This is a genomic window from Pseudomonas sp. MWU12-2020 (assembly GCF_023100605.1).
Classification (GTDB): domain Bacteria; phylum Pseudomonadota; class Gammaproteobacteria; order Pseudomonadales; family Pseudomonadaceae; genus Aquipseudomonas; species Aquipseudomonas fluorescens_H.
Genome location: NZ_JALMEX010000003.1, coordinates 362,383 through 381,798, shown reverse-complemented (window position 1 = coordinate 381,798; position 19,416 = coordinate 362,383). Strand labels below are relative to the sequence as shown.

General features: G+C 60.8%; 18 protein-coding genes. 2 read left to right on the top strand and 16 right to left on the bottom strand.

The features are described 5' to 3' along the window. Window positions 1-12: 12 nt before the first annotated feature. The 9 genes from mltG to M0814_RS09095 all read right to left on the bottom strand — a co-directional run bounded on the left by mltG (window position 13) and on the right by M0814_RS09095 (window position 7,347). Window positions 13-1,185, bottom strand: a complete 1,173-nt coding sequence (mltG, locus tag M0814_RS09135; RefSeq protein ID WP_103484732.1) for an endolytic transglycosylase MltG — start codon at window positions 1,183-1,185, stop codon at window positions 13-15. Between the two features lie 3 nt (window positions 1,186-1,188). Further along, a complete protein-coding gene (pabC, locus tag M0814_RS09130; protein WP_103484733.1) occupies window positions 1,189-2,004 on the bottom strand; it encodes an aminodeoxychorismate lyase in 816 nt (271 codons plus the stop codon). Next, window positions 2,004-3,248, bottom strand: coding sequence for a beta-ketoacyl-ACP synthase II (gene fabF, locus M0814_RS09125; RefSeq protein ID WP_003227039.1), 1,245 nt, complete (start codon window positions 3,246-3,248; stop codon window positions 2,004-2,006). The genes pabC and fabF overlap by 1 nt, the downstream gene beginning before the upstream one ends. A 108-nt stretch (window positions 3,249-3,356) precedes the next feature. Beyond that, the gene (gene acpP, locus M0814_RS09120; RefSeq protein ID WP_003227051.1) at window positions 3,357-3,593 is read right to left on the bottom strand and encodes an acyl carrier protein; all 237 of its coding nucleotides are present in this window, start codon (window positions 3,591-3,593) and stop codon (window positions 3,357-3,359) included. A gap of 196 nt (window positions 3,594-3,789) precedes the next feature. After that, window positions 3,790-4,530 (bottom strand): 3-oxoacyl-ACP reductase FabG, encoded by a 741-nt coding sequence (gene fabG, locus M0814_RS09115; RefSeq protein ID WP_003227053.1) that lies wholly within the window; start codon window positions 4,528-4,530, stop codon window positions 3,790-3,792. A gap of 16 nt (window positions 4,531-4,546) precedes the next feature. After that, the gene (gene fabD, locus M0814_RS09110; RefSeq protein ID WP_003227054.1) at window positions 4,547-5,485 is read right to left on the bottom strand and encodes an ACP S-malonyltransferase; all 939 of its coding nucleotides are present in this window, start codon (window positions 5,483-5,485) and stop codon (window positions 4,547-4,549) included. Window positions 5,486-5,608: 123 nt separating this feature from the next. After that, window positions 5,609-6,619 carry a phosphate acyltransferase PlsX gene (gene plsX / locus M0814_RS09105; RefSeq protein WP_080593259.1) on the bottom strand — a complete coding sequence of 337 codons (1,011 nt, stop codon included), beginning with the start codon at window positions 6,617-6,619 and terminating at the stop codon, window positions 5,609-5,611. Between the two features lie 4 nt (window positions 6,620-6,623). Beyond that, window positions 6,624-6,806, bottom strand: a complete 183-nt coding sequence (gene rpmF, locus M0814_RS09100) for a 50S ribosomal protein L32 (protein ID WP_003179396.1) — start codon at window positions 6,804-6,806, stop codon at window positions 6,624-6,626. A gap of 13 nt (window positions 6,807-6,819) precedes the next feature. Then, window positions 6,820-7,347 (bottom strand): YceD family protein, encoded by a 528-nt coding sequence (locus M0814_RS09095; RefSeq protein ID WP_103484734.1) that lies wholly within the window; start codon window positions 7,345-7,347, stop codon window positions 6,820-6,822. Window positions 7,348-7,452: 105 nt separating this feature from the next. Between M0814_RS09095 and M0814_RS09090 the strand changes: the two genes are divergently transcribed. Continuing rightward, on the top strand, window positions 7,453-8,031 hold the full coding sequence (locus tag M0814_RS09090; RefSeq protein WP_103484735.1) for a nucleoside triphosphate pyrophosphatase: 579 nt from the start codon (window positions 7,453-7,455) through the stop codon (window positions 8,029-8,031). Window positions 8,032-8,079: 48 nt separating this feature from the next. Here the strand turns inward: M0814_RS09090 and sppA are convergent, their stop codons facing one another. The 3 genes from sppA to rluC are packed head-to-tail and all read right to left on the bottom strand — an operon-like array spanning window position 8,080 to window position 10,705. After that, window positions 8,080-9,069, bottom strand: coding sequence for a signal peptide peptidase SppA (gene sppA / locus M0814_RS09085; protein WP_103484736.1), 990 nt, complete (start codon window positions 9,067-9,069; stop codon window positions 8,080-8,082). Between the two features lie 21 nt (window positions 9,070-9,090). Continuing rightward, entirely contained in the window at window positions 9,091-9,756 is a 666-nt protein-coding gene (locus tag M0814_RS09080; protein ID WP_103484737.1) for an HAD-IA family hydrolase, read from the bottom strand. Next, a complete protein-coding gene (rluC, locus tag M0814_RS09075; RefSeq protein ID WP_007950779.1) occupies window positions 9,743-10,705 on the bottom strand; it encodes a 23S rRNA pseudouridine(955/2504/2580) synthase RluC in 963 nt (320 codons plus the stop codon). The genes M0814_RS09080 and rluC overlap by 14 nt, the downstream gene beginning before the upstream one ends. A gap of 699 nt (window positions 10,706-11,404) precedes the next feature. On the opposite strand from rluC, the gene rne reads away from it, so the two are divergent. Next, a complete protein-coding gene (rne, locus tag M0814_RS09070; protein ID WP_103484738.1) occupies window positions 11,405-14,641 on the top strand; it encodes a ribonuclease E in 3,237 nt (1,078 codons plus the stop codon). 187 nt (window positions 14,642-14,828) lie between these two features. On the opposite strand, the gene M0814_RS09065 is transcribed toward rne, so the two are convergent. The 4 genes from M0814_RS09065 to M0814_RS09050 are packed head-to-tail and all read right to left on the bottom strand — an operon-like array spanning window position 14,829 to window position 19,190. Next, on the bottom strand, window positions 14,829-15,425 hold the full coding sequence (locus M0814_RS09065) for a nucleotidyltransferase family protein (RefSeq protein ID WP_103484739.1): 597 nt from the start codon (window positions 15,423-15,425) through the stop codon (window positions 14,829-14,831). After that, window positions 15,422-16,402 (bottom strand): XdhC family protein, encoded by a 981-nt coding sequence (locus M0814_RS09060; protein ID WP_103484740.1) that lies wholly within the window; start codon window positions 16,400-16,402, stop codon window positions 15,422-15,424. Before M0814_RS09060 ends, M0814_RS09065 begins: the two co-directional genes overlap by 4 nt. After that, window positions 16,402-18,723 (bottom strand): xanthine dehydrogenase family protein molybdopterin-binding subunit, encoded by a 2,322-nt coding sequence (locus tag M0814_RS09055; RefSeq protein WP_103484741.1) that lies wholly within the window; start codon window positions 18,721-18,723, stop codon window positions 16,402-16,404. Before M0814_RS09055 ends, M0814_RS09060 begins: the two co-directional genes overlap by 1 nt. Then, window positions 18,720-19,190, bottom strand: coding sequence for a (2Fe-2S)-binding protein (locus M0814_RS09050; RefSeq protein WP_103484742.1), 471 nt, complete (start codon window positions 19,188-19,190; stop codon window positions 18,720-18,722). The genes M0814_RS09055 and M0814_RS09050 overlap by 4 nt, the downstream gene beginning before the upstream one ends. Between the last annotated feature and the right edge of the window lie 226 nt (window positions 19,191-19,416).

Sequence of the window (19,416 nt, the reverse complement as noted above, 5' to 3'; positions counted from 1 at the left end):
CCTTAATCAAAGTCATTGCGCGTTTTGCGGAACGGCGGCATCCGGTGTCGGTGTGGGTTCCTTAGGAGGAACCTCCGGCAGCGCCTGCGGTGCAGTATCGGGCGAAGCAGCAGGAGTCGCTTCGGCGGCTGGCGCGGCAGCCGGTGTCCCCGCCGGTGCCGGGCTGGAGCGGTAATCGGCGCGGCGCTTGAGCTGGAATTCACGCACCGCGCTGTTGTGCGCGTCCAGGTCATCGGAGAACACATGGCTGCCATCGCCACGGGCGACAAAGTACAGGCTGTTGCCTTGCACCGGGTTCAGCGCAGCATGAATCGCTTCGCGTCCGACCATCGCGATCGGCGTCGGCGGCAGCCCCGGAATCACATAGGTGTTGTATGGCGTCGGCTCTTTGAGATGCGCACGCGTCAGCTTGCCGGTGTAGCGGTCGCCCAGACCATAGATCACGGTCGGATCGGTCTGCAACTGCATGCCCAGCGCCATGCGGCGCACGAACACGCCGGCAATCTGCCCACGCTCCTGCGGCACACCGGTCTCCTTCTCGACCAGCGAGGCCATGATCAGCGCCTGGTAAGGCTCGCTGTACGGAGCGTCGGCCGAGCGATTTTCCCACTCTTTGGCCAATACCTCGTCGAGTCGATCAAAGGCCTTCTTCAGCAATTCGACGTCGGAGACCCCGCGCACGAAGCGGTAGGTGTCCGGGAAGAAACGACCTTCGGGGAACAGACCGCGATGGCCGATTTTCTCCATCACTTCGCTGTCGCTCAAGCCCTTGAGGGTCTGCTCGATCTTTTCATCTTTTGCCAGCGCGGCGCGTACCTGATGGAAGTTCCAGCCCTCGACCAGCGTCAGGCTGTACTGCACCACTTCGCCACGTTTCCACAGGTCGATCAGACCGTTGACGGTCATGCCCGGCTGCATACGGTATTCGCCGCTATGGATCGGCGTACCGGTCAGGTTGAAGCGCCAATAGATGCGTAACCAGAAGGCGTCCTTGATGACGCCATCGGTTTCGAGTTCAAGAAAGGTACGGGTCGGCGTCGAGCCTTTTGGCACATCCAGCAGTTCTTCCTGCGTGATGTTCAGCGGCTGTTCCAGCGCGGAATGAATTTTCCAGGCGCTGGCGCCCAGCAAAAGCCCTGCGAGAACCAGTCCGGTTTCCAGCAGCAGCAAGAGTTTACGTCTCACGAATCAGGCATCCAGTAGGGCGCGGGAAATGGTTTGCAGTTTACGGGTGAGTTTGCCAACCGGCCAGCTCAGTGCAGCGTAGGCGCGTACCGGCCAGACGCCATACACACTGTTGCAGACAAAGACTTCATCAGCCCATTGCAGCTGTTCGAGGCTGATGTCGGTGATTTGCGTGTGAATCCCCAGGGACTCGGCCTGAAACAAAATTTCGGCACGCATTACGCCGGCCACGCCACAGCGCTTCAGATCCGGGGTGATCAGTACGCCGTCGCGCACCAGAAACAGGTTGCTGTACACGCCTTCGATGACGCGCCCGGCCTGATCGAGCATCAAGCCTTCAGCGTGTTCGCTGTCGCGCCATTCGGCACGGGCGAGCACTTGCTCCAGACGATTCAGATGTTTGAGACCAGCCAGCAAGGGCTGGTTAGACAACCGCGTGACGCAGGGAAACAGGCGCACGCCTTGCTCGCCATGCACAGCAGGATAAGCAGCGGGCGGGTTGCCTTGCAGAATGCGTCGGCCCGGCGCCGCAGGATCGGGCGCGTAGCCACGCAAGCCATCACCTCGGGTGAGAATCAGCTTGAGAACGCCCTCGCCCATCGCCACGGCATAGGCCAGCAGCTCGGTGCGAACCAGCTCGATATCCGCCGCGATGGCCAGACGCGAGCACCCCTCGGCCAAACGCGTCAGGTGACGATCCAGCAATACCGGCTGGCCGCCGTGCACAGCGATGGTCTCGAACAGACCATCGCCGTAAGCCAGGCCGCGATCTTTCAGCGACAGAGCGTCAGCCGGCTGACCGTCGACCCAGCTGTCCATCAGCCTGCGAACCGGCGGAACGCCAACGTACCGTTGGTGCCGCCAAACCCGAAGGAGTTGGACAGTACGACGTCGATGTCCATGTTGCGCGCAGTGTGCGGCACGAAATCGAGATCGCAGCCTTCATCCGGCTCGTCGAGGTTGATGGTCGGCGGTGCCACCTGGCTGTTGATCGCCAGCACGCTGAAGATCGCCTCGACCGCGCCCGCCGCACCCAACAGGTGACCGGTCATGGACTTGGTGGAGCTGACCGCCAGGTTGTAGGCGTGATCACCGAACACGGTCTTGATCGCGTTGGCTTCGGCAAGGTCGCCGGCCGGGGTCGAGGTACCGTGGGCGTTGATGTACTGCACCTGGTCGATGTTGATCTTCGCATCGCGCAGGGCATTGGTGATGCAGCGAGCCGCACCGGCACCGTCCGCAGGTGGCGAGGTCATGTGGAACGCATCACCGCTGGTACCGAAGCCGATCAGCTCGGCGTAGATCGTGGCGCCACGAGCCTTGGCGTGCTCGAGTTCTTCAAGCACCAGAGCACCGGCACCGTCAGACAGCACGAAGCCATCACGGCCCTTGTCCCAGGGACGACTGGCGCGGGTCGGCTCGTCGTTGCGGGTCGAGAGCGCACGGGACGCGCCGAAGCCGCCCATGCCCAGACCGCACGCGGCCATCTCGGCACCGCCAGCGATCATCACGTCGGCCTCGTCGTACATGATGTTGCGCGCGGCCATGCCAATGCAGTGCGTACCGGTGGTACAGGCAGTGGAAATGGCGTAGTTCGGCCCCTGTGCACCCAGGTGGATGGACAGAAAGCCGGAAATCATATTGATGATCGAGCCTGGCACGAAGAATGGCGAGATTCGACGCGGGCCCGTCTCATGCAGGGTACGGCTGGTTTCTTCGATGTTGGTCAGACCGCCGATGCCCGAACCCATGGCTACGCCAATGCGCTCACGGTTGGCGTCGGTGACTTCCAGACCGGCGTTGCGAACAGCCTGAAAACCCGCGGCCAGACCGTACTGAATGAACAGGTCGAGCTTGCGTGCTTCCTTGACCGACAGGTATTCCTCGACATTGAAGCCCTTTACCGAGCCGCCAAAACGGGTGGAATAGGCAGAAAGGTCGGTGTGTTCGATCAGACCAATGCCACTGCGGCCAGCCAGAATGCCCTGCCAACTGCTCGGCACATCCGTGCCCAGTGGCGACAACATACCCATACCGGTGACTACGACGCGTCTACGCGACACAGCACTCTCCTTTTTCAAATGACGACTTTGCATCAGGCCTAAAGAAAAAACCGCACGCCATGATGGCAGTGCGGTTTTTCCATGACAGCAGACAACGATTACAAACTATTACGCCTGGTGGCTAGTAACGTAGTCGATTGCAGCTTGTACAGTAGTGATCTTTTCAGCTTCTTCATCAGGGATTTCGGTCTCGAATTCCTCTTCCAGAGCCATCACCAGCTCAACGGTGTCAAGGGAGTCGGCACCCAGGTCTTCAACGAAGGAAGCAGTGTTGACCACTTCTTCCTGTTTAACACCCAGTTGCTCGGCAACGATTTTCTTGACGCGCTCTTCGATGGTGCTCATACCTTGTTTTCACTCCTAATGGACAAATTCAGGCAGCTGGCCAGTGGGTAAGTGTATAGAAAGGCTTTTCAGCTTTTCAACTGAAAGCTTCACTCCTCAAACCCTGCGGCCCTCTGCCTATAAATAGATTGCAGCTTTATAACGGATTTTAGACAGCTCGTATGACATTTTTTTGAAGCAATCCGTCACATTTTACTTACATGTACATCCCACCGTTCACCGGGATTGTAGCCCCAGTGACGTATGCCGCACCGTCGGATGCAAGAAAAGCGACCACCGAGGCGATCTCTTGAGCTTGCCCCAGACGACCCAGCGGAATCTGCGTCTGCAAGGCTTCACGCTGTGCTTCCGGCAGTTCGCGAGTCATATCGGTATCGATGAACCCTGGGGTTACCGAGTTGACCGTAATCGAACGCGAACCGACTTCACGCGCCATCGCACGGCTGAAACCTTCCAGACCGGCCTTGGCGGCTGCATAGTTTACTTGGCCTGCGTTGCCCATGGCACCCACCACCGAGCCAATACTGATAATTCGGCCCCAGCGCGCCTTGGTCATACCGCGCAAAACGCCCTTGGACAAGCGATACAGACTGTTCAGGTTGGTATCGATCACGTCGTACCACTCATCGTCTTTCATGCGCATCATCAGGTTATCGCGGGTGATGCCGGCATTATTGACCAGAATCGCCGGCGCACCGAACTGTTCCTGAATGCTCGCCAGGACCTTGCTGACAGATTCATCGCTGGTGACGTTGAGTTCCAGGCCAGTGCCCTGGATGCCGTGTTCTTTCAGGGTGGCAGCAATCGCCTCGGCGCCTTTGGCGGAAGTCGCAGTGCCGATGACGACGGCGCCCTGACGACCCAGTTCCAGTGCGATAGCCTGGCCGATACCGCGGCTTGCACCGGTGACCAGTGCAACTTTACCTTGCAGACTCATGCAAGTTTCTCCTGATTCAGGCCAGCGCTGCACGGGCGGCAGCGAAAGCGTCTGGGGTATTGAGGTTGGAAGTCGAAACGCCTTCGGCGCAACGTTTGTTCAGACCGGCGAGCACCTTGCCCGGGCCGCACTCGACCAGACTGGTGGCGCCTTTGGCAGCCAGGGTCTGGACCGATTCAACCCAGCGTACTGGCTTGTACAGTTGTTCGAGCAGATCACGCTTGAGGGTCTCCAGATCGGCCGGCACTTGCGCACTGACGTTCTGGACCACCGGGATCTGCGGCGCCTGCCAGTCAATGGCGGCAATGGATTCGGCAAAGCGCTCGGCCGCCGGACGCATCAGCTCGCAGTGCGAAGGCACGCTCACCGGCAACGGCATGGCCCGCTTGGCGCCACGGGCCTTGCAGCCCTCGATGGCGCGCTCAACGGCTGCCTTGGCCCCGGCAATCACTACCTGGCCCGGCGAGTTGAAGTTGACCGCGCTGACCACTTCGCCTTGCGCCGCTTCGGCACAGGCTGCCAGCACGTCGGCATCTTCCAGACCGAGGATGGCAGCCATGCCGCCCTGCCCGGCCGGAACGGCTTCCTGCATCAACTGACCGCGACGCTCAACGAGCTTCACCGCGTCAGCCAGGCTCAGGCTGCCGGCGGCAACCAGCGCGCTGTATTCACCCAGGCTGTGACCGGCAACAAATGCCGGACGCGCACCGCCTTGAGCCAGCCACAGGCGCCACAGGGCGATCGAAGCAGTCAGAATGGCCGGTTGGGTTTTGTCGGTTTGATTGAGCAGCTCTTCCGGACCCTGCTGGGTCAGCGCCCACAGGTCATAGCCCAGAGCATCGGATGCTTCTTTGAAGGTTTCGAGGATCAGCGGATGTTCCGCGCCCAGCTCGGCCAGCATGCCGAGGGACTGCGAACCCTGTCCTGGAAAGACGAATGCGAGGGAAGCAGACATGTAACAAGCCCCTAATGATCTTGTCGTCGGAAAATGACGCCCCACCGAGGGACGCAAGAAACTGACAGTTGGATGGCCCTTTGAACCGGGCGGTCACATTTAAGCATTGTCCGACGAAATCGCCTAAGACAACAAATCCTCCAGACGACCATGGAGACGTTCGGGCAGATTCTCCTGAATCTCGATCAGTGCACGCTGAATCGCACTCTGAAACCCCTGAACCCCGGCCGAACCATGACTTTTCACCACAATGCCCTGCAAGCCGAGAAAGCTTGCGCCGTTATGTCGCGCCGGCGCCAGATCCGCCTGCAAGCGCTTCATCAATGGCAGGGCCAAAGCACCTACCACGCGGGAAGCGAAGTTTTTCTTGAACAAGGCCTCGATGCGCGCAGCGATCATCGTCGCCAGGCCCTCGCTGGACTTGAGCAGGATATTGCCGACAAACCCGTCACAGACCACCACATCCGCTTCGCCGCGATAAAGACCATCGCCCTCGACAAAACCGATGTAGTTGATGCCGCGCGCAGCCTGCAGCAAAGTCGCGGCCAGCTTGACCTGCTGATTGCCCTTGATGTCTTCGGTGCCGATATTCAGTAACGCGACACGCGGCCGGGCGATGCCCAGCGTCTGCGCCGCCACCGAGCCCATCACCGCGAACTGCAACAGATGCTCGGCGCTGCAATCGACGTTGGCCCCCAGATCGAGCAACTGACAATAGCCCTTCTGCGTCGGTATCGCCGCCACCATCGCCGGCCGATCAATCCCCGGCAAGGTCTTGAGCACGAAACGCGACAGCGCCATCAACGCACCGGTATTACCGGCGCTGACACAGGCCTGAGCCTTGCCGTCACGCACCAGCTCCAGGGCGACACGCATCGACGAATCCGGCTTGCCACGCAAGGCCTGAGTCGGCTTTTCGTCCATGGTGATGACTTCAGACGCCGGAACAATCGTCAGGCGCGCGCGATCGGCAGCCGATTGGCCGTGGATCAGTTCTTCAAGAAGGGAGGATTGACCGACGAGGGTCAGGTGCAGCGAGGGCGTAGCAGAAAGGCAAGCAAGGCTGGCCTGAACAATGCTGCGGGGACCGAAGTCCCCGCCCATTGCGTCAATCGCGATGACTTGAGCGGACAAGTGATTACTCGTCAGCGCCCTTGTCGATCACTTTACGGCCACGGTATACGCCTTCTGGCGATACGTGGTGACGCAGGTGAACTTCACCAGTGGTTTTTTCTACAGACAGGGTGCTAGCCTCGAGAGCGTCGTGCGAACGGCGCATGTCACGGGCGGAGCGGGATTTTTTGTTCTGCTGAACAGCCATAATTGATTAACTCCTAAACGTTTGGGTCACGCTTTAACTGCGCCAATACACTGAACGGGTTGGACCGCGTTACCTCGTCCTCGCTCGGTTCGGGTTCATCTGCTCCCGCCGGCTGCTGGCATTCTTCCGGATGATGAGCAGGCACAATGGGCAAGGCGAGCAGAAGCTCCTCCTCGATCAGTGACTGCAGATCCAATGGATCTTCGCCCAGTTCCAGCACGTCATAACCTTTCGGTAACGACTGGGTATTCGCACCCTCCTTCACTACAGCGTAACTGCATTCGCTGTGGATCGGCAGGGTGACCAGCTCAAGACAACGCTGGCAGACCATTTTGACTTCGGTGTCGATAAAGCTGTGGATCACCACAGATTTACGTTCATCTCGTTCAAAAACGAATTTGGCCTGCACCTTACCGACATTGTCGGAAAGCGGGTCGCAGAGTCTCTTCAAATCGGCCAGCAGCAGTTCACCTTGAAGGGTGGTGCCACGGTCAGCCAATTTGCGCGGGTCAACGTGAGGTGGAATCGGGTCATTCAACATAGGCGCAGCATTATAGGGATGCACCCACCCATGTCAAAGGAAATTGTGCCCTGTCCGTCACTTGCGTGCCTCCGCTAGAATTCGCACCTGCCTCAGGAGACGCCAATGCTGCCTTTATTACTCGCCTCAAGCTCGACTTATCGCCGGGAATTGCTCGCCCGCCTACACCTGCCGTTCGTCTGCAGCTCGCCAGATATCGACGAAAGCCACCAGAACGGCGAATCCGCCATCGAACTGGTCAAGCGCCTCGCCGAACAGAAAGCCCGGGCACTGGCTGCCAGCCACCCTGCCCACCTGATTATCGGCTCGGACCAGGTTGCCGTGCTCGGCGAGCGGATCATCGGCAAGCCACACACCTTCGACAAGGCTCGCGAGCAACTGCTGGCGGCCAGCGGCGCCAGCGTGACCTTCCTCACCGGCCTGGCCCTGCTCAACAGCCAGACCGGCCTCTGCCAGGTCGACTGTGTGCCATTTACCGTACACATGCGCCAACTCGACGAAGCGCGCATCGAACGCTACCTGCGCCTCGAGCAGCCCTACGACTGCGCCGGCAGCTTCAAGGCCGAAGGCCTGGGTGTGAGCCTGTTTCAATCCACCGAAGGGCCTGACGCCACCAGCCTGATCGGCCTGCCACTCATCCGCCTGATTGACATGCTACTGGCCGAGGGCGTGCAAATTCCGTGACGCACAAAAAACCGGCCATCAAGGCCGGTTTGTTTATCAGACGAACTGTCAGCGCAACGAAGGCCCGTGGAAACCCATCCACATCGCCAACTGCTCAGCCACGCTGGCACCGAGCTTCTTCGAGAAGCGATCGAACGGCGATTCCTGCACGGTGAAATCCACCAACTCCTTCTCGCCAATCACATCCCGCGCCACCGAACTGGTATTGCCCAGACCATCGATCAAACCCAGCGGCAGAGCCTGCTCACCTGACCAGACAAGACCGGAAAACAATTCCGGATGCTCCTTGTCCTTCAGACGCTCGCCACGCCCCTGCTTGACGCTATTGATGAACTGGTTGTGCGTGGTATCCAGCACCGTCTGCCAGAACGCCGTTTCATCCGGCTTCTGCGGCTGGAACGGGTCGAGGAACGACTTGTGCTCGCCAGACGTGTAAGTGCGACGTTCAACGCCGAGCTTGTCCATGGTACCGACGAAACCGTAACCGGCCGCCGTCACACCAATCGAACCGACCAGACTCGCCTTGTCGGCATAGATCTGATCTGCCGCACTGGCGATGTAATAGGCACCGGACGCCCCGAGATCGGAAATCACCGCATAAACCTTGATGTCCGGATGCAGACCGCGCAGACGCTTGATTTCGTCGTACACATAACCCGACTGCACCGGGCTGCCGCCAGGACTGTTGATCCGCAGGATTACACCCTTGACCTTCTTGTCCTCAAAGGCTGCACGCAGACTGCCGACAATGTTGTCGGCGCTGGCCGGCTCTTTGTCAGCGATCACACCAGTAACGTCGATCAGTGCGGTGTAGTTCGGGCCGCGAGTGGCGCTCTTTTCCATGTCCATCAGCGGCGTGAACGCAATCAGGGCGATAAACAGATAAACAAAAGTCAGCAGTTTGAAGAAAATCCCCCAGCGCCGCGAGCGACGCTGCTCCTGCACACCGGCGAGCAAGGTCTTTTCCAACAGCTTCCAGCTTTTCGCGTCACCGTCGTCGGCACTTGCCTTGGCCGGTGCTTTCCATTCGTCGGTCATCCAGTCCACCCCAGAAAAAACTTATTTGGCCTGCTGCCCCAGCCAGGCATGCAACTCACTAAAATGGTCGATCGACAGGCGCGGCTCGAACTGCTGCAGCGAGTCAATTGACTGCGCGCCGTAGCTGACCGCCACAGAGGCCATGCCTGCATTGCGCGCCATCAGCAGATCGAAGGACGAGTCCCCGACCATCAGCGCCTGCTCGGGATGCACGCCGCAGTGGTCGAGAATCTGTTCCAGCATCAACGGATGCGGCTTGCTCGCGGTCTCGTCAGCGGCGCGGGTGATATCGAAAAAATCTTCCCAGCCATTGGCCTTCAGCACCCGATCCAGTCCGCGACGATTCTTGCCGGTCGCGACCGCCAGATGAAACCCCTGCTCACGAAAGGACGCCATCGACTCGACTACACCCTCGAACAGCGGCGAAGGCACGGCTTCTGCCGCGATGTAGTGATCGGCGTAGTACTCGCGAAACAAGGTCATCTCGGCATCGCTGATGCCCGGGTACAAGGTGCGGATCGCCTCGGGCAAGCCCAGACCGATGATGCCCTTGACAGCAAAATCATCGCGCAACTCGAAACCGGAACGCCCGGACGCAGAATGCATCGCCTCGACAATCCGACCAATGGAATCGGCGAGGGTGCCGTCCCAATCGAAAATCAGCAGCTTGTAATCAGATGGGCGCACTCAATCGCTCCACGGTCTTGGCCCACATTTCATCGACCGGTGCCTGCAACTTGAGCTCACCGCCATCAGGCAGCGGCACGGTCAGCATGTAGGCGTGCAGGAACAGGCGCTTGCCGCCCAGATCACGGATTTCCTTGCTGAAACCGTCATCGCCGTACTTGGTGTCACCGGCAATGCAGTGCCCGGCGTGCAACGTGTGGACGCGGATCTGGTGCGTACGGCCGGTGATCGGCTTGGCTTCGATCAGGGTGGCAAAGTCGCCGAAGCGGCGCAGGACCTTGAACACGGTCACCGACTCCTTGCCCTCCTCCTCGTCGACCTCGACCATGCGCTCGCCGGAGCGCAGATTGCTCTTGCCGAGCGCCGCACGGACTTGCTTGATCGAAGTCGCCCAGTTGCCGCGAACCAGTGCCATGTAGCGCTTGTCGACGCCGTCACCGCGCAATGCGGCGTGCAAGTGGCGCAACATGCTGCGCTTCTTGGCGATCATCAACAGACCGGAGGTATCACGGTCGAGACGGTGAACCAGTTCCAGTTCCTTGGCATCGGGGCGCAACTGACGAAAGGCTTCGATGACACCGTAATTCAAGCCGCTGCCGCCGTGAACCGCAATGCCGGCGGGCTTGTTGATCACGATCAGGGCTTTGTCTTCGTAGACAATCGAGGCTTCCAGGCGCTGCAACAGACCCTGGGCCAAAGGCACCGGCTCGTCGCGCTCAGGCACGCGAACCGGCGGCACGCGCACGATATCGCCGGCCTGCAGCTTGTATTCGGGCTTGATACGACCCTTGTTCACACGCACTTCGCCTTTACGCAAAATGCGGTAAATCAAGGTCTTGGGCACGCCTTTGAGCCGGGCAAGGAGGAAATTGTCGATTCGTTGGCCGGCATACTCCGGCGAGACTTCAAGCAGTTGAACGCCTGGAGTCGAAGGGGCAGTAGTTGTCATGCCGCGGATGATAACAATTTTTATGGAATTGAAGCACTTAATCATTGCTGCTATAGTCGCGAACGCCGCCAAAAGCGGCCTGGACAGCGGAACCACGGTCAAAAACCGGCCCTGACCAACGCAATTCACCAGGACGCGAGGCCGTCCTACGGGGCTTTCGCTACGTAACGGTGGAGTTTGCAGTTGTAACAAGCGCAGGTGACATGAGGCCTGAATTACACCGTCGAGCAGAGTTTTCACTCGCCTGACAGGCAAATATTCGAGGCCAGTTCACAAAGTGCAGTCAGCTGCAGATGACCCCGAGCGAAGGCTTCGGAAACATCGCCTGAATTAGCCATGATGCGTGACCTCCCCTTTCGGAGCTCACGGTAAATGCCAACCCGCTGCGGATTCTGCGCGCGGCAGCACCCGAATTATCAGGGATACGTGTAGGGTGGAGATGCACAACCGCCGGACTGTGTAGCAATAGGCTTTATCAAGACGCTTCATCTCGTCCACAGCCGCTGGTTGATTCCTCCTCCTGACTGAGTGCTTAAGTAGCCACAGCAAGCAGGACGCGTACGTCGCGATATCGGCCCAATTGGCCTGACATCGCTGGACACGGGAATGGCCAACCACTCCCGACGCACCTGACACCGACCGTGAGAAGTCGTGTGTGCCGAACGCCGTTTCCGGCAGCCCGGAAACCGACGGTACTACATGAAAAGAATGCTGATTAACGCAACTCAACCCGAAGAGTTGCGTGTTGCACTGGTAGATGGCCAACGCCTCTACGACCTGGACATCGAATCCGGTGCACGCGAGCAGAAAAAGGCCAACATCTACAAAGGCCGTATCACTCGCATCGAACCAAGCCTTGAGGCTGCCTTTGTCGATTTCGGCTCCGAGCGCCACGGCTTCCTGCCCCTCAAAGAAATTTCCCGCGAATACTTCAAGAAAGCCCCTGAAGGCCGCGTCAACATCAAGGACGTCCTGAGCGAAGGCCAGGAAGTCATCGTTCAGGTCGAAAAAGAAGAACGTGGCAACAAGGGCGCCGCCCTGACCACTTTCATCAGCCTGGCCGGTCGTTACCTCGTGCTGATGCCGAACAACCCGCGTGCCGGCGGTATCTCCCGTCGCATCGAAGGCGAAGAGCGCAACGAACTGCGTGAAGCGCTGAACGGTCTGGTTGCTCCAGCCGACATGGGTCTGATCGTGCGCACTGCCGGCCTGGGCCGCAGCAGCGAAGAAATGCAGTGGGACCTCGACTACCTGCTGCAACTGTGGACCGCCATCAAAGAAGCCTCGCTGGATCGCTCCGCGCCGTTCCTGATCTACCAGGAAAGCAACGTGATCATCCGCGCCATCCGCGATTACCTGCGCCAGGACATCGGCGAAGTGCTGATCGACAGCGTTGAAGCCCAGGACGAAGCCCTGACCTTCATCCGCCAGGTGATGCCGCAGTACGCCAGCAAGATCAAGCTGTACGAAGACAGCGTGCCGCTGTTCAACCGTTTCCAGATCGAAAGCCAGATCGAGACCGCTTTCCAGCGCGTCGTCGAACTGCCTTCCGGCGGCTCCATCGTCATCGATCCGACCGAAGCCCTGGTGTCCATCGACATCAACTCGGCGCGCGCCACCAAAGGCAGCGACATCGAAGAAACCGCGCTGCAGACCAACCTTGAAGCCGCCGAAGAAATCGCCCGTCAGTTGCGCCTGCGCGACATCGGCGGCCTGATCGTCATCGACTTCATCGACATGACCCCTGCCAAGAACCAGCGCGCCGTGGAAGAGAAAGTCCGCGAATGCCTGGAAGCCGACCGCGCTCGCGTGCAGATCGGCCGCATCTCGCGCTTCGGCCTGCTGGAAATGTCCCGTCAGCGCCTGCGTCCATCGCTGGGCGAAAGCAGCGGCATCGTCTGCCCGCGTTGCAACGGCACCGGCATCATCCGTGACGTCGAATCGCTGTCGCTGGCAATCCTGCGCCTGATCGAAGAAGAAGCCCTGAAAGACCGCACTGCCGAAGTGCGCGCTCAGGTGCCGATCCCGGTCGCCGCGTTCCTGCTCAACGAAAAACGCAACTCGATCACCAAGATCGAACTGCGCACCCGTGCCCGTATCGTCATTCTGCCGAACGATCACCTCGAAACCCCGCACTTCGAAGTTCAGCGTCTGCGTGACGACAGCCCGGAAGCTGCGACCAACCAGTCCAGCTACGAAATCGCTGCTGCCGCTGCCGAAGTCGAAGAAGTCCAGCCAGCTGCTGCGACCCGCACCCTGGTTCGCCAGGAAGCCGCGGTCAAGACTGCTCCGGCCCGCGCCAACGCTCCGGTGCCGACCGAAGTCGCCGCGCCTGCCGCCGCTGCACCCGCTCCGGTTGCCGCGCCAGAGCCAAGCCTGTTCAAAGGCCTGGTGAAATCGCTGGTCAGCCTGTTCGCGACCAAAGAAGAGCCAGCCGCTCCGGTCGTCGTTGAAAAACCGGCCACCGAGCGTCCAGCCCGCAACGAAGAGCGTCGCAACGGTCGTCAGCAGAGCCGCAACCGTAACGGTCGCCGCGATGAAGAGCGCAAGCCGCGCGAAGAACGTGCACCGCGTGAAGAGCGCGCACCACGTGAGCCGCGTGAAGAGCGTCAGCCTCGTGAAGCCCGTGAGCCGCGTGAAACCCGCACCGAAGCGCCAGCCGCTCGCGAAGAACGCGCACCCCGCGCTCCGCGTGAAGAACGTGCACCACGTGCGCCACGTGAAGACCGCAAGCCACGTGGCGAGCGTGAAGAGCGTGTCCGTGAACTGCGCGAGCCACTGGACGCCGCTCCGGTCGCACCCGTAGCTGCTGCCGCTGCCGCTGTTGTCGCAGAAGAGCGTCCGGCCCGTCAGCCACGCGAAGAACGCGCCCCACGCCCACCGCGTGAAGAGCGTCAACCGCGTGCCGAACAGGCTGCTGCGGTAGCCGAAGAAGAAGTCATCACCGGCGAAGAGCAACTGTCGGAAGACGGTCAGGACAACGCCGAAGGCGATCGTCCACGTCGTCGCTCCCGTGGTCAGCGTCGTCGCAGCAACCGTCGCGAGCGTCAGCGTGATGCCAACGGCAACGTGATCGAAGGTTCGGAAGAGTCCGAGTCCGGCGAAAACGCTGAAACAGCACCAAGCGCTGCCGATCTGGCTGCCGGCCTGGCCGTGACCGCCGCTGTTGCCAGCAGCGTGATCAGCGCTCCAGCCGAAGCACAGGCACACGAGCAAGCTGAACGCGCCACCGCCGCCACCCTGGAAACTGCTCCAGTGGAAGCGCCGGTCGTTGAAGCCACCACCCCAGTGGAAGTGGTTGCTGCTCCGGAAGTCGAAGTGGCCCCGGTTCGCGAAGCTCAGCCTCAGGCTGAAGTCGCTGCCGAGCCTGCTCCGGTTGTCGAAGCACCAGTTGTGGCCGCAGAGCCGGTTGCTGAAGCCGTCGCTGAAACCGTGACCGAAACCGTGCGCGAAGTTCGTGAAGAACAGACCGCCTTCAACTGGGTTGCCGAGCCTGCCGTCGCTGAAACGCCAGCGCCAGTAGCAGAAGCCCCGGTGGTTGAAGAAGCCAAGGCCGCCGCGCCAGCGGTTGAAGTCGCCGAACCTGCTCCAGCGCCAGTGGTTGAAGTACCGGTCGTCGAAGCGCCTGTGGTTGCTGAAGCCCCTGCTCCAGTGGTTGAAGCCGCTCCGGTCAGCGCCCTGACGCCAAACGGCCGTGCGCCAAACGACCCACGTGAAGTGCGTCGCCGCAAGCGTGAAGCCGAGCGTCTGCAGAAGGAAGCCGAACTGGCTGCCGCTGCAGCTCCAGCTGCTGACGTCGTAGAGGTTGCTGCTTCCGTGACTGAAGAAGCAGTGGTTGAGTCGGTGATCGCCGAAGCACCACGCTCCGTTCAGGACGCGGTCGAGCATCACCAAGAGGCCCAGGAAAAAGAACACGAGCCTAAACCGCTCGTCTGATTCCGAAAGCCAATAAAAAGCCCCGCCCGAGCAATCAGGCGGGGCTTTTTTATCTCAAATTTAAGCATCACCCCGATCCCTTGTAGGAGTGAGCCTGCTCGCGATAGCGGTGTATCAGCCTCCACAAATGACACTGACCCACCGCTATCGCGAGCAGGCTCACTCCTACAGAGGATTTATGCAGGGCTCAGGATTGAGTGAACACCAACGCCTCAGGCACATCGATATCCCACAACACCCCGGGATCATCCACCACCACTTCAACCACCCGCCCCTGCTTGAACAACGGTCTGGCCCCGCGATCGCCACTCAACGCCTGCAACGCCGGCCCAAAAGAACGCCCAAACCCCACCGGATGCCCAAACTCGCCCTCCTGCACCGGCACACTCACCGCATCCTCGGCAATCGCCGCCACCACCCGCTCAATACTCGACGGCAAAATAAACGGCATATCCCCCAGCACAATCAACCAGCCATCCGCCTCCGGACAAGCCGCAACGCCCGCCGCAATGCTGTCACCCATCCCGCTCGAATCAATCGAGACCACCTCACAGCCATAGGCCTGCGCCATGCGCATCGCCTGCGGCCGCGCTTCGGTGGTGACCAGCACCCGCTTGTCGAGACCGGCCGGCAGATTCAGCAATACCTGCTCGATCACCGAACGCACCGCACCATCACGCCCGGTGCAATCGGCCAGCAGCTTGTCCTTGTCGTCACCCGCAACCTGACGAAAGCGACTGCCCTCGCCCGCCGCCAGCACAATCACTGCAATGGATCGACTCATGACGCCTCCACAACTTTCTTCTGTTTCAACTCGACGCCGTTCTTGATCGCGACGATCTCCGCCAACAACGACAGGGCAATCTCCGCCGGTGAATGGCTGCCGATGTGCAAACCGATCGGCCCGTGCAAACGGTTGATCGCCTCGGGTGACAAGCCCAACTGAGCCAGATTGTCCCGGCGCTTCTGACTGTTGACCCGCGATCCGAGTGCACCGACATAAAAGGCCGGCGAATCGAGTGCGGTGAGCAGCGCCATATCGTCCAGGCGTGGATCATGGGTCAGCGCCACAATCGCCGTGCGCTCGTCTGTCTGAATGCTCAACACCGCGTCATCCGGCATGCCCGGGACAAAGCGACCGTGGTGCTCTTCCCAGCCGTAGACGAACTCGGTACGCGGATCGCAGATCAGCACCTCGAAATCCAGCAGCCGCGCCATGTCCGCCACGTAACGCGACAGCTGTCCCGCGCCGATCAACAACAGACGCCAGCGCGGACCATAAATGGCGCGCAGGGTCTTGCCGTCGAATTCGAGCACATCGGATTTGCTCGCCGCCGACAGCACAACCTCACCGGTTTCGATGTTCAGCTGACGGGCGACAATCTCATGGTTTTCACAACGCGCCAGCAACTCCGCGACCCACGCCGGATCACCGACCCGCTCCTCGGTCAGACGCAGCGTGCCGCCACAGGGCAAGCCGAAACGCGCCGCCTCCTCGCGAGTGACGCCATAGGTAATCAGTTGTACCGGCGGGCCGTCGCTGGCGATGCGCCCGTCGTGCAGGCGGGCGATCAAGTCATCCTCGACACAACCACCCGACACCGAGCCGATCACCACGCCGTCCTCGCGCAACGCGAGCATCGCGCCGGGTGCCCGGGGCGCGGTGCCCCAGGTCTGCACCACGCTGAACAGCACCACTCGCTGCCCGGCGCGGCGCCACTCGAGCACGCTGCGCAGGACGTTGAGGTCGACGCTGTCCATTACGCCTGCGCCTTCTGCCAGCCCTGCAACTGATAACGCACCGGCAAGTTGCGGATACGCTGACCAGTGGCGGCGAAGATCGCATTGCACAGCGCCGGCGCAATTGGCGGCACGCCCGGCTCACCGACACCGCCCAACGGCACGTCGCCCGGCGGCGTCACCAGATGCACCGCGATTTCCTTCGGCGCCAGCGACATGCGCGCCACTTCGTACATATGGAAGTTGTCCTGTTGGACCTTGCCGTCCTTGAAGCTGATTTCACCCAGCACCGCGTTACCCAGGCCCATCACACAGGCGCCTTCGAACTGCGAGCGAATGCGTTCAGGATTGATCTGCGGCCCGCAATCGACGGCGATGTCAGCCTTGTGCACGATCAGCGTGCCGTCGTCCTTGACCTCGACTTCGATCACCGCCGCCACATAGGTGACGAAGCTGTAATGCACCGCCAGGCCGAGGCCGCGCCCTTTCGGCAATTGACGCCCCCAGCCGGCAGCCTTGGCGGCGGTCTCCAGTACCGTGCGCATGCGTCCGGTGTCGATCGGATAGCGCTCGGGGGATTCGCCGTAATTCCACTCCTCGCTCAGGGTACGCGGGTCGATCTGTCGATCCGGGCCGAGCAATTTGATCTGGTATTTCAGCGGATCAACCCCGGCCTTGTGCGCCAGTTCATCGACAAAACTCTGGATCGCAAAACCGTGGGGAATGTTCGACACCGAGCGATACCAGCCGACCCGGGTGTGCACCGTGGCTTCGGGGTTTTCCAGACGCACGTTGGGAATCGCGTAGGCCATGTTGGTAAAGCCCATGCCCAGTTCGAACGCCGCCTCATGGTTCATGCCCGGAGCGAACAGCGCCGTAATACTCGGCGCCACCGTGCGATGCAGCCAGCCGGAGGGCATGCCGTCCTTGCCAACGGCGGCCTTCAAATACTCGGCGGACACCGTGTGGAAATACGAGTTGTGGATGTCATCCTCGCGCGTCCATTGCACCCGCACCGCTTTGCCGGGGAACTCTTTGGCGAGGATCGCCGCTTCGACGACGAAATCCGGCTTGGATTTACGGCCGAAACCGCCACCGAGCAGCGTGACATTAAAGGTGACATTGTCGAACGGCAGCCCGAGGCGCTCGGCGATGCGCTCGCGAGTCACCTGCGGCGCCTGACTCGGCGCCCACGCTTCACACACGCCTTTGTCGTAGCGGGCGATGGCGACCATCGGCTCCATCGGTGCCTGCGCCAGATGCGGCAGATAGTAGGACGCTTCGAGACTGCTGGCGGCGCCGCTCAGGGCTTTGTCGATATCACCGGTGTTGCGCACCACTTTGCCGGGTTTGCGCGACGCCGCTTCCAGTTCCTTGCGATAAGCGATCGAGTCATAACTGGCATTAGGGCCGTCGTCCCACTCGATTTTCAGCGCCTCACGACCCTTGATCGCTGCCCAGGTATTGCTGGCAATCACCGCTACACCGCCCAGTGGCTGGAATTCCGAAGGCAGTGGGCGGCTTTCGATCTGCATGACCTTCAGCACGCCAGGGACTTTCAGCGCTGCGCTGTCATCCAGCGACTTGACCTTGCCGCCATACACCGCCGGACGCGCGATGGTCGCGTAGAGCATGCCGTCGAAATGCACGTCGGCGCCGTACACCGCGCGCCCGTTGACGATGTCGGCACCGTCGATGGCTTTGGTGCCTTCCTTGCCGATGTAGCGAAACTCTGACGGCTGCTTGAGGCGCAGGCTGTCACGGGCCGGCACCGCCAGCGCACTGGCTGCAGCGGCAAGTTCGCCGTAACCCAGCTCGCGACCGGACGGTTTATGCAAGACTTTGTGCAACTGCGCCTGGCACTCGCCCACCGGCACCTGCCACTGCGCGGCGGCGGCTTGTTCGAGCATGGTCCGGGCCGCCGCGCCGCAACGACGCATCGGCTCATACCAGTGACGCATGCTGCGTGAACCGTCAGTGTCCTGGTTGCCGAAACGTACTTCGTCACCCGGCGCCTGTTGCACTTTGACTTTGGCCCAATCGGCGTCCAGTTCATCAGCGACCACCATGCTCAAACTGGTGCGCACGCCCTGGCCCATTTCCGAGCGGTTGCAGACCACGGTGACCGTGCCATCCGCGGCAATGCTGACGTAGACCTTGGGATCGTCGATCCAGCCATTGGGCATGCCGTCGGCACCGAACTTCTTCGGCGCGTCTTCAGCCAGTGCATCCTGCCAGCCCCAGCTCGCGGCCAGCACCAATGCGCCCGTGGCGCCGACGCCTTTGAGAAAACCGCGACGGCTGAGATTGCTCAGGGCGAAATCATTCGGCAAGCGGCTCATGCCTTGGCCTCCTTCAAGTGAGTGGAGGCCTGGCGGATCGCGGTCTTGATCCGGTTGTAAGTGCCGCACCGGCAAATGTTGCCGACCATTGCCTCTTCGATCTGCTCGTCGCTCGGATTGGGGTTGGTCTTGAGCAACGCGGTGGCGGACATGATCTGCCCACCCTGACAAAAACCACATTGCGCCACGGCGCTATCGAGCCAGGCTTGCTGGACCACCTGGCCGACCGGATCGGCGTGCAGGTGGTCGATGGTGCTGACGTTCTGCCCGACCACCGAGCCGATCGGGGTGATGCAACTGCGCGCTGGCAAGCCGTCGATATGAATGGTGCACGCGCCACACAGGCCCATGCCGCAGCCGAATTTGGTGCCGTTGTAACCGGCGACATCACGGATAGCCCACAGCAGTGGCATGTCTTCGGTGACATCCAGTTGATGGTCCTGGCCATTGAGTTTCAGGGTAATCATGGGCACGCCCGCATATTTCTAGTGGTTATGGGGTCGAGCAATCTGCCGCTGGAAATCAGCGGTGTGGTTCGCGCAGATCGACTCAGGCTAATCGGCCGATACACATCAGTGAAGCTGAATACTGATCCTGTGGCGAGGGAGCTTGCTCCCTCGCCACAGGGTCATCGCTGACTGATATGTGGTTGGCACAGGCTCTCTTGTGCCGACGCGAACGTCTGCACCGGGC

Bases quoted from the DNA above. Each gene is read 5' to 3' on its own strand.
- M0814_RS09060 (WP_103484740.1), bottom strand. From the start codon at position 16,402: ATGGACAGCGTCGACCTCAACGTCCTGCGCAGCGTGCTCGAGTGGCGC.
- rluC (WP_007950779.1), bottom strand. From the start codon at position 10,705: ATGACAACTACTGCCCCTTCGACTCCAGGCGTTCAACTGCTTGAAGTC.
- fabD (WP_003227054.1), bottom strand. From the start codon at position 5,485: ATGTCTGCTTCCCTCGCATTCGTCTTTCCAGGACAGGGTTCGCAGTCC.
- M0814_RS09055 (WP_103484741.1), bottom strand. From the start codon at position 18,723: ATGAGCCGCTTGCCGAATGATTTCGCCCTGAGCAATCTCAGCCGTCGC.
- M0814_RS09050 (WP_103484742.1), bottom strand. From the start codon at position 19,190: ATGATTACCCTGAAACTCAATGGCCAGGACCATCAACTGGATGTCACC.
- sppA (WP_103484736.1), bottom strand. From the start codon at position 9,069: ATGACCGACGAATGGAAAGCACCGGCCAAGGCAAGTGCCGACGACGGT.
- rne (WP_103484738.1), top strand. From the start codon at position 11,405: ATGAAAAGAATGCTGATTAACGCAACTCAACCCGAAGAGTTGCGTGTT.
- M0814_RS09095 (WP_103484734.1), bottom strand. From the start codon at position 7,347: ATGTTGAATGACCCGATTCCACCTCACGTTGACCCGCGCAAATTGGCT.
- M0814_RS09065 (WP_103484739.1), bottom strand. From the start codon at position 15,425: ATGAGTCGATCCATTGCAGTGATTGTGCTGGCGGCGGGCGAGGGCAGT.
- pabC (WP_103484733.1), bottom strand. From the start codon at position 2,004: ATGGACAGCTGGGTCGACGGTCAGCCGGCTGACGCTCTGTCGCTGAAA.
- rpmF (WP_003179396.1), bottom strand. From the start codon at position 6,806: ATGGCTGTTCAGCAGAACAAAAAATCCCGCTCCGCCCGTGACATGCGC.
- M0814_RS09090 (WP_103484735.1), top strand. From the start codon at position 7,453: ATGCTGCCTTTATTACTCGCCTCAAGCTCGACTTATCGCCGGGAATTG.
- fabG (WP_003227053.1), bottom strand. From the start codon at position 4,530: ATGAGTCTGCAAGGTAAAGTTGCACTGGTCACCGGTGCAAGCCGCGGT.
- acpP (WP_003227051.1), bottom strand. From the start codon at position 3,593: ATGAGCACCATCGAAGAGCGCGTCAAGAAAATCGTTGCCGAGCAACTG.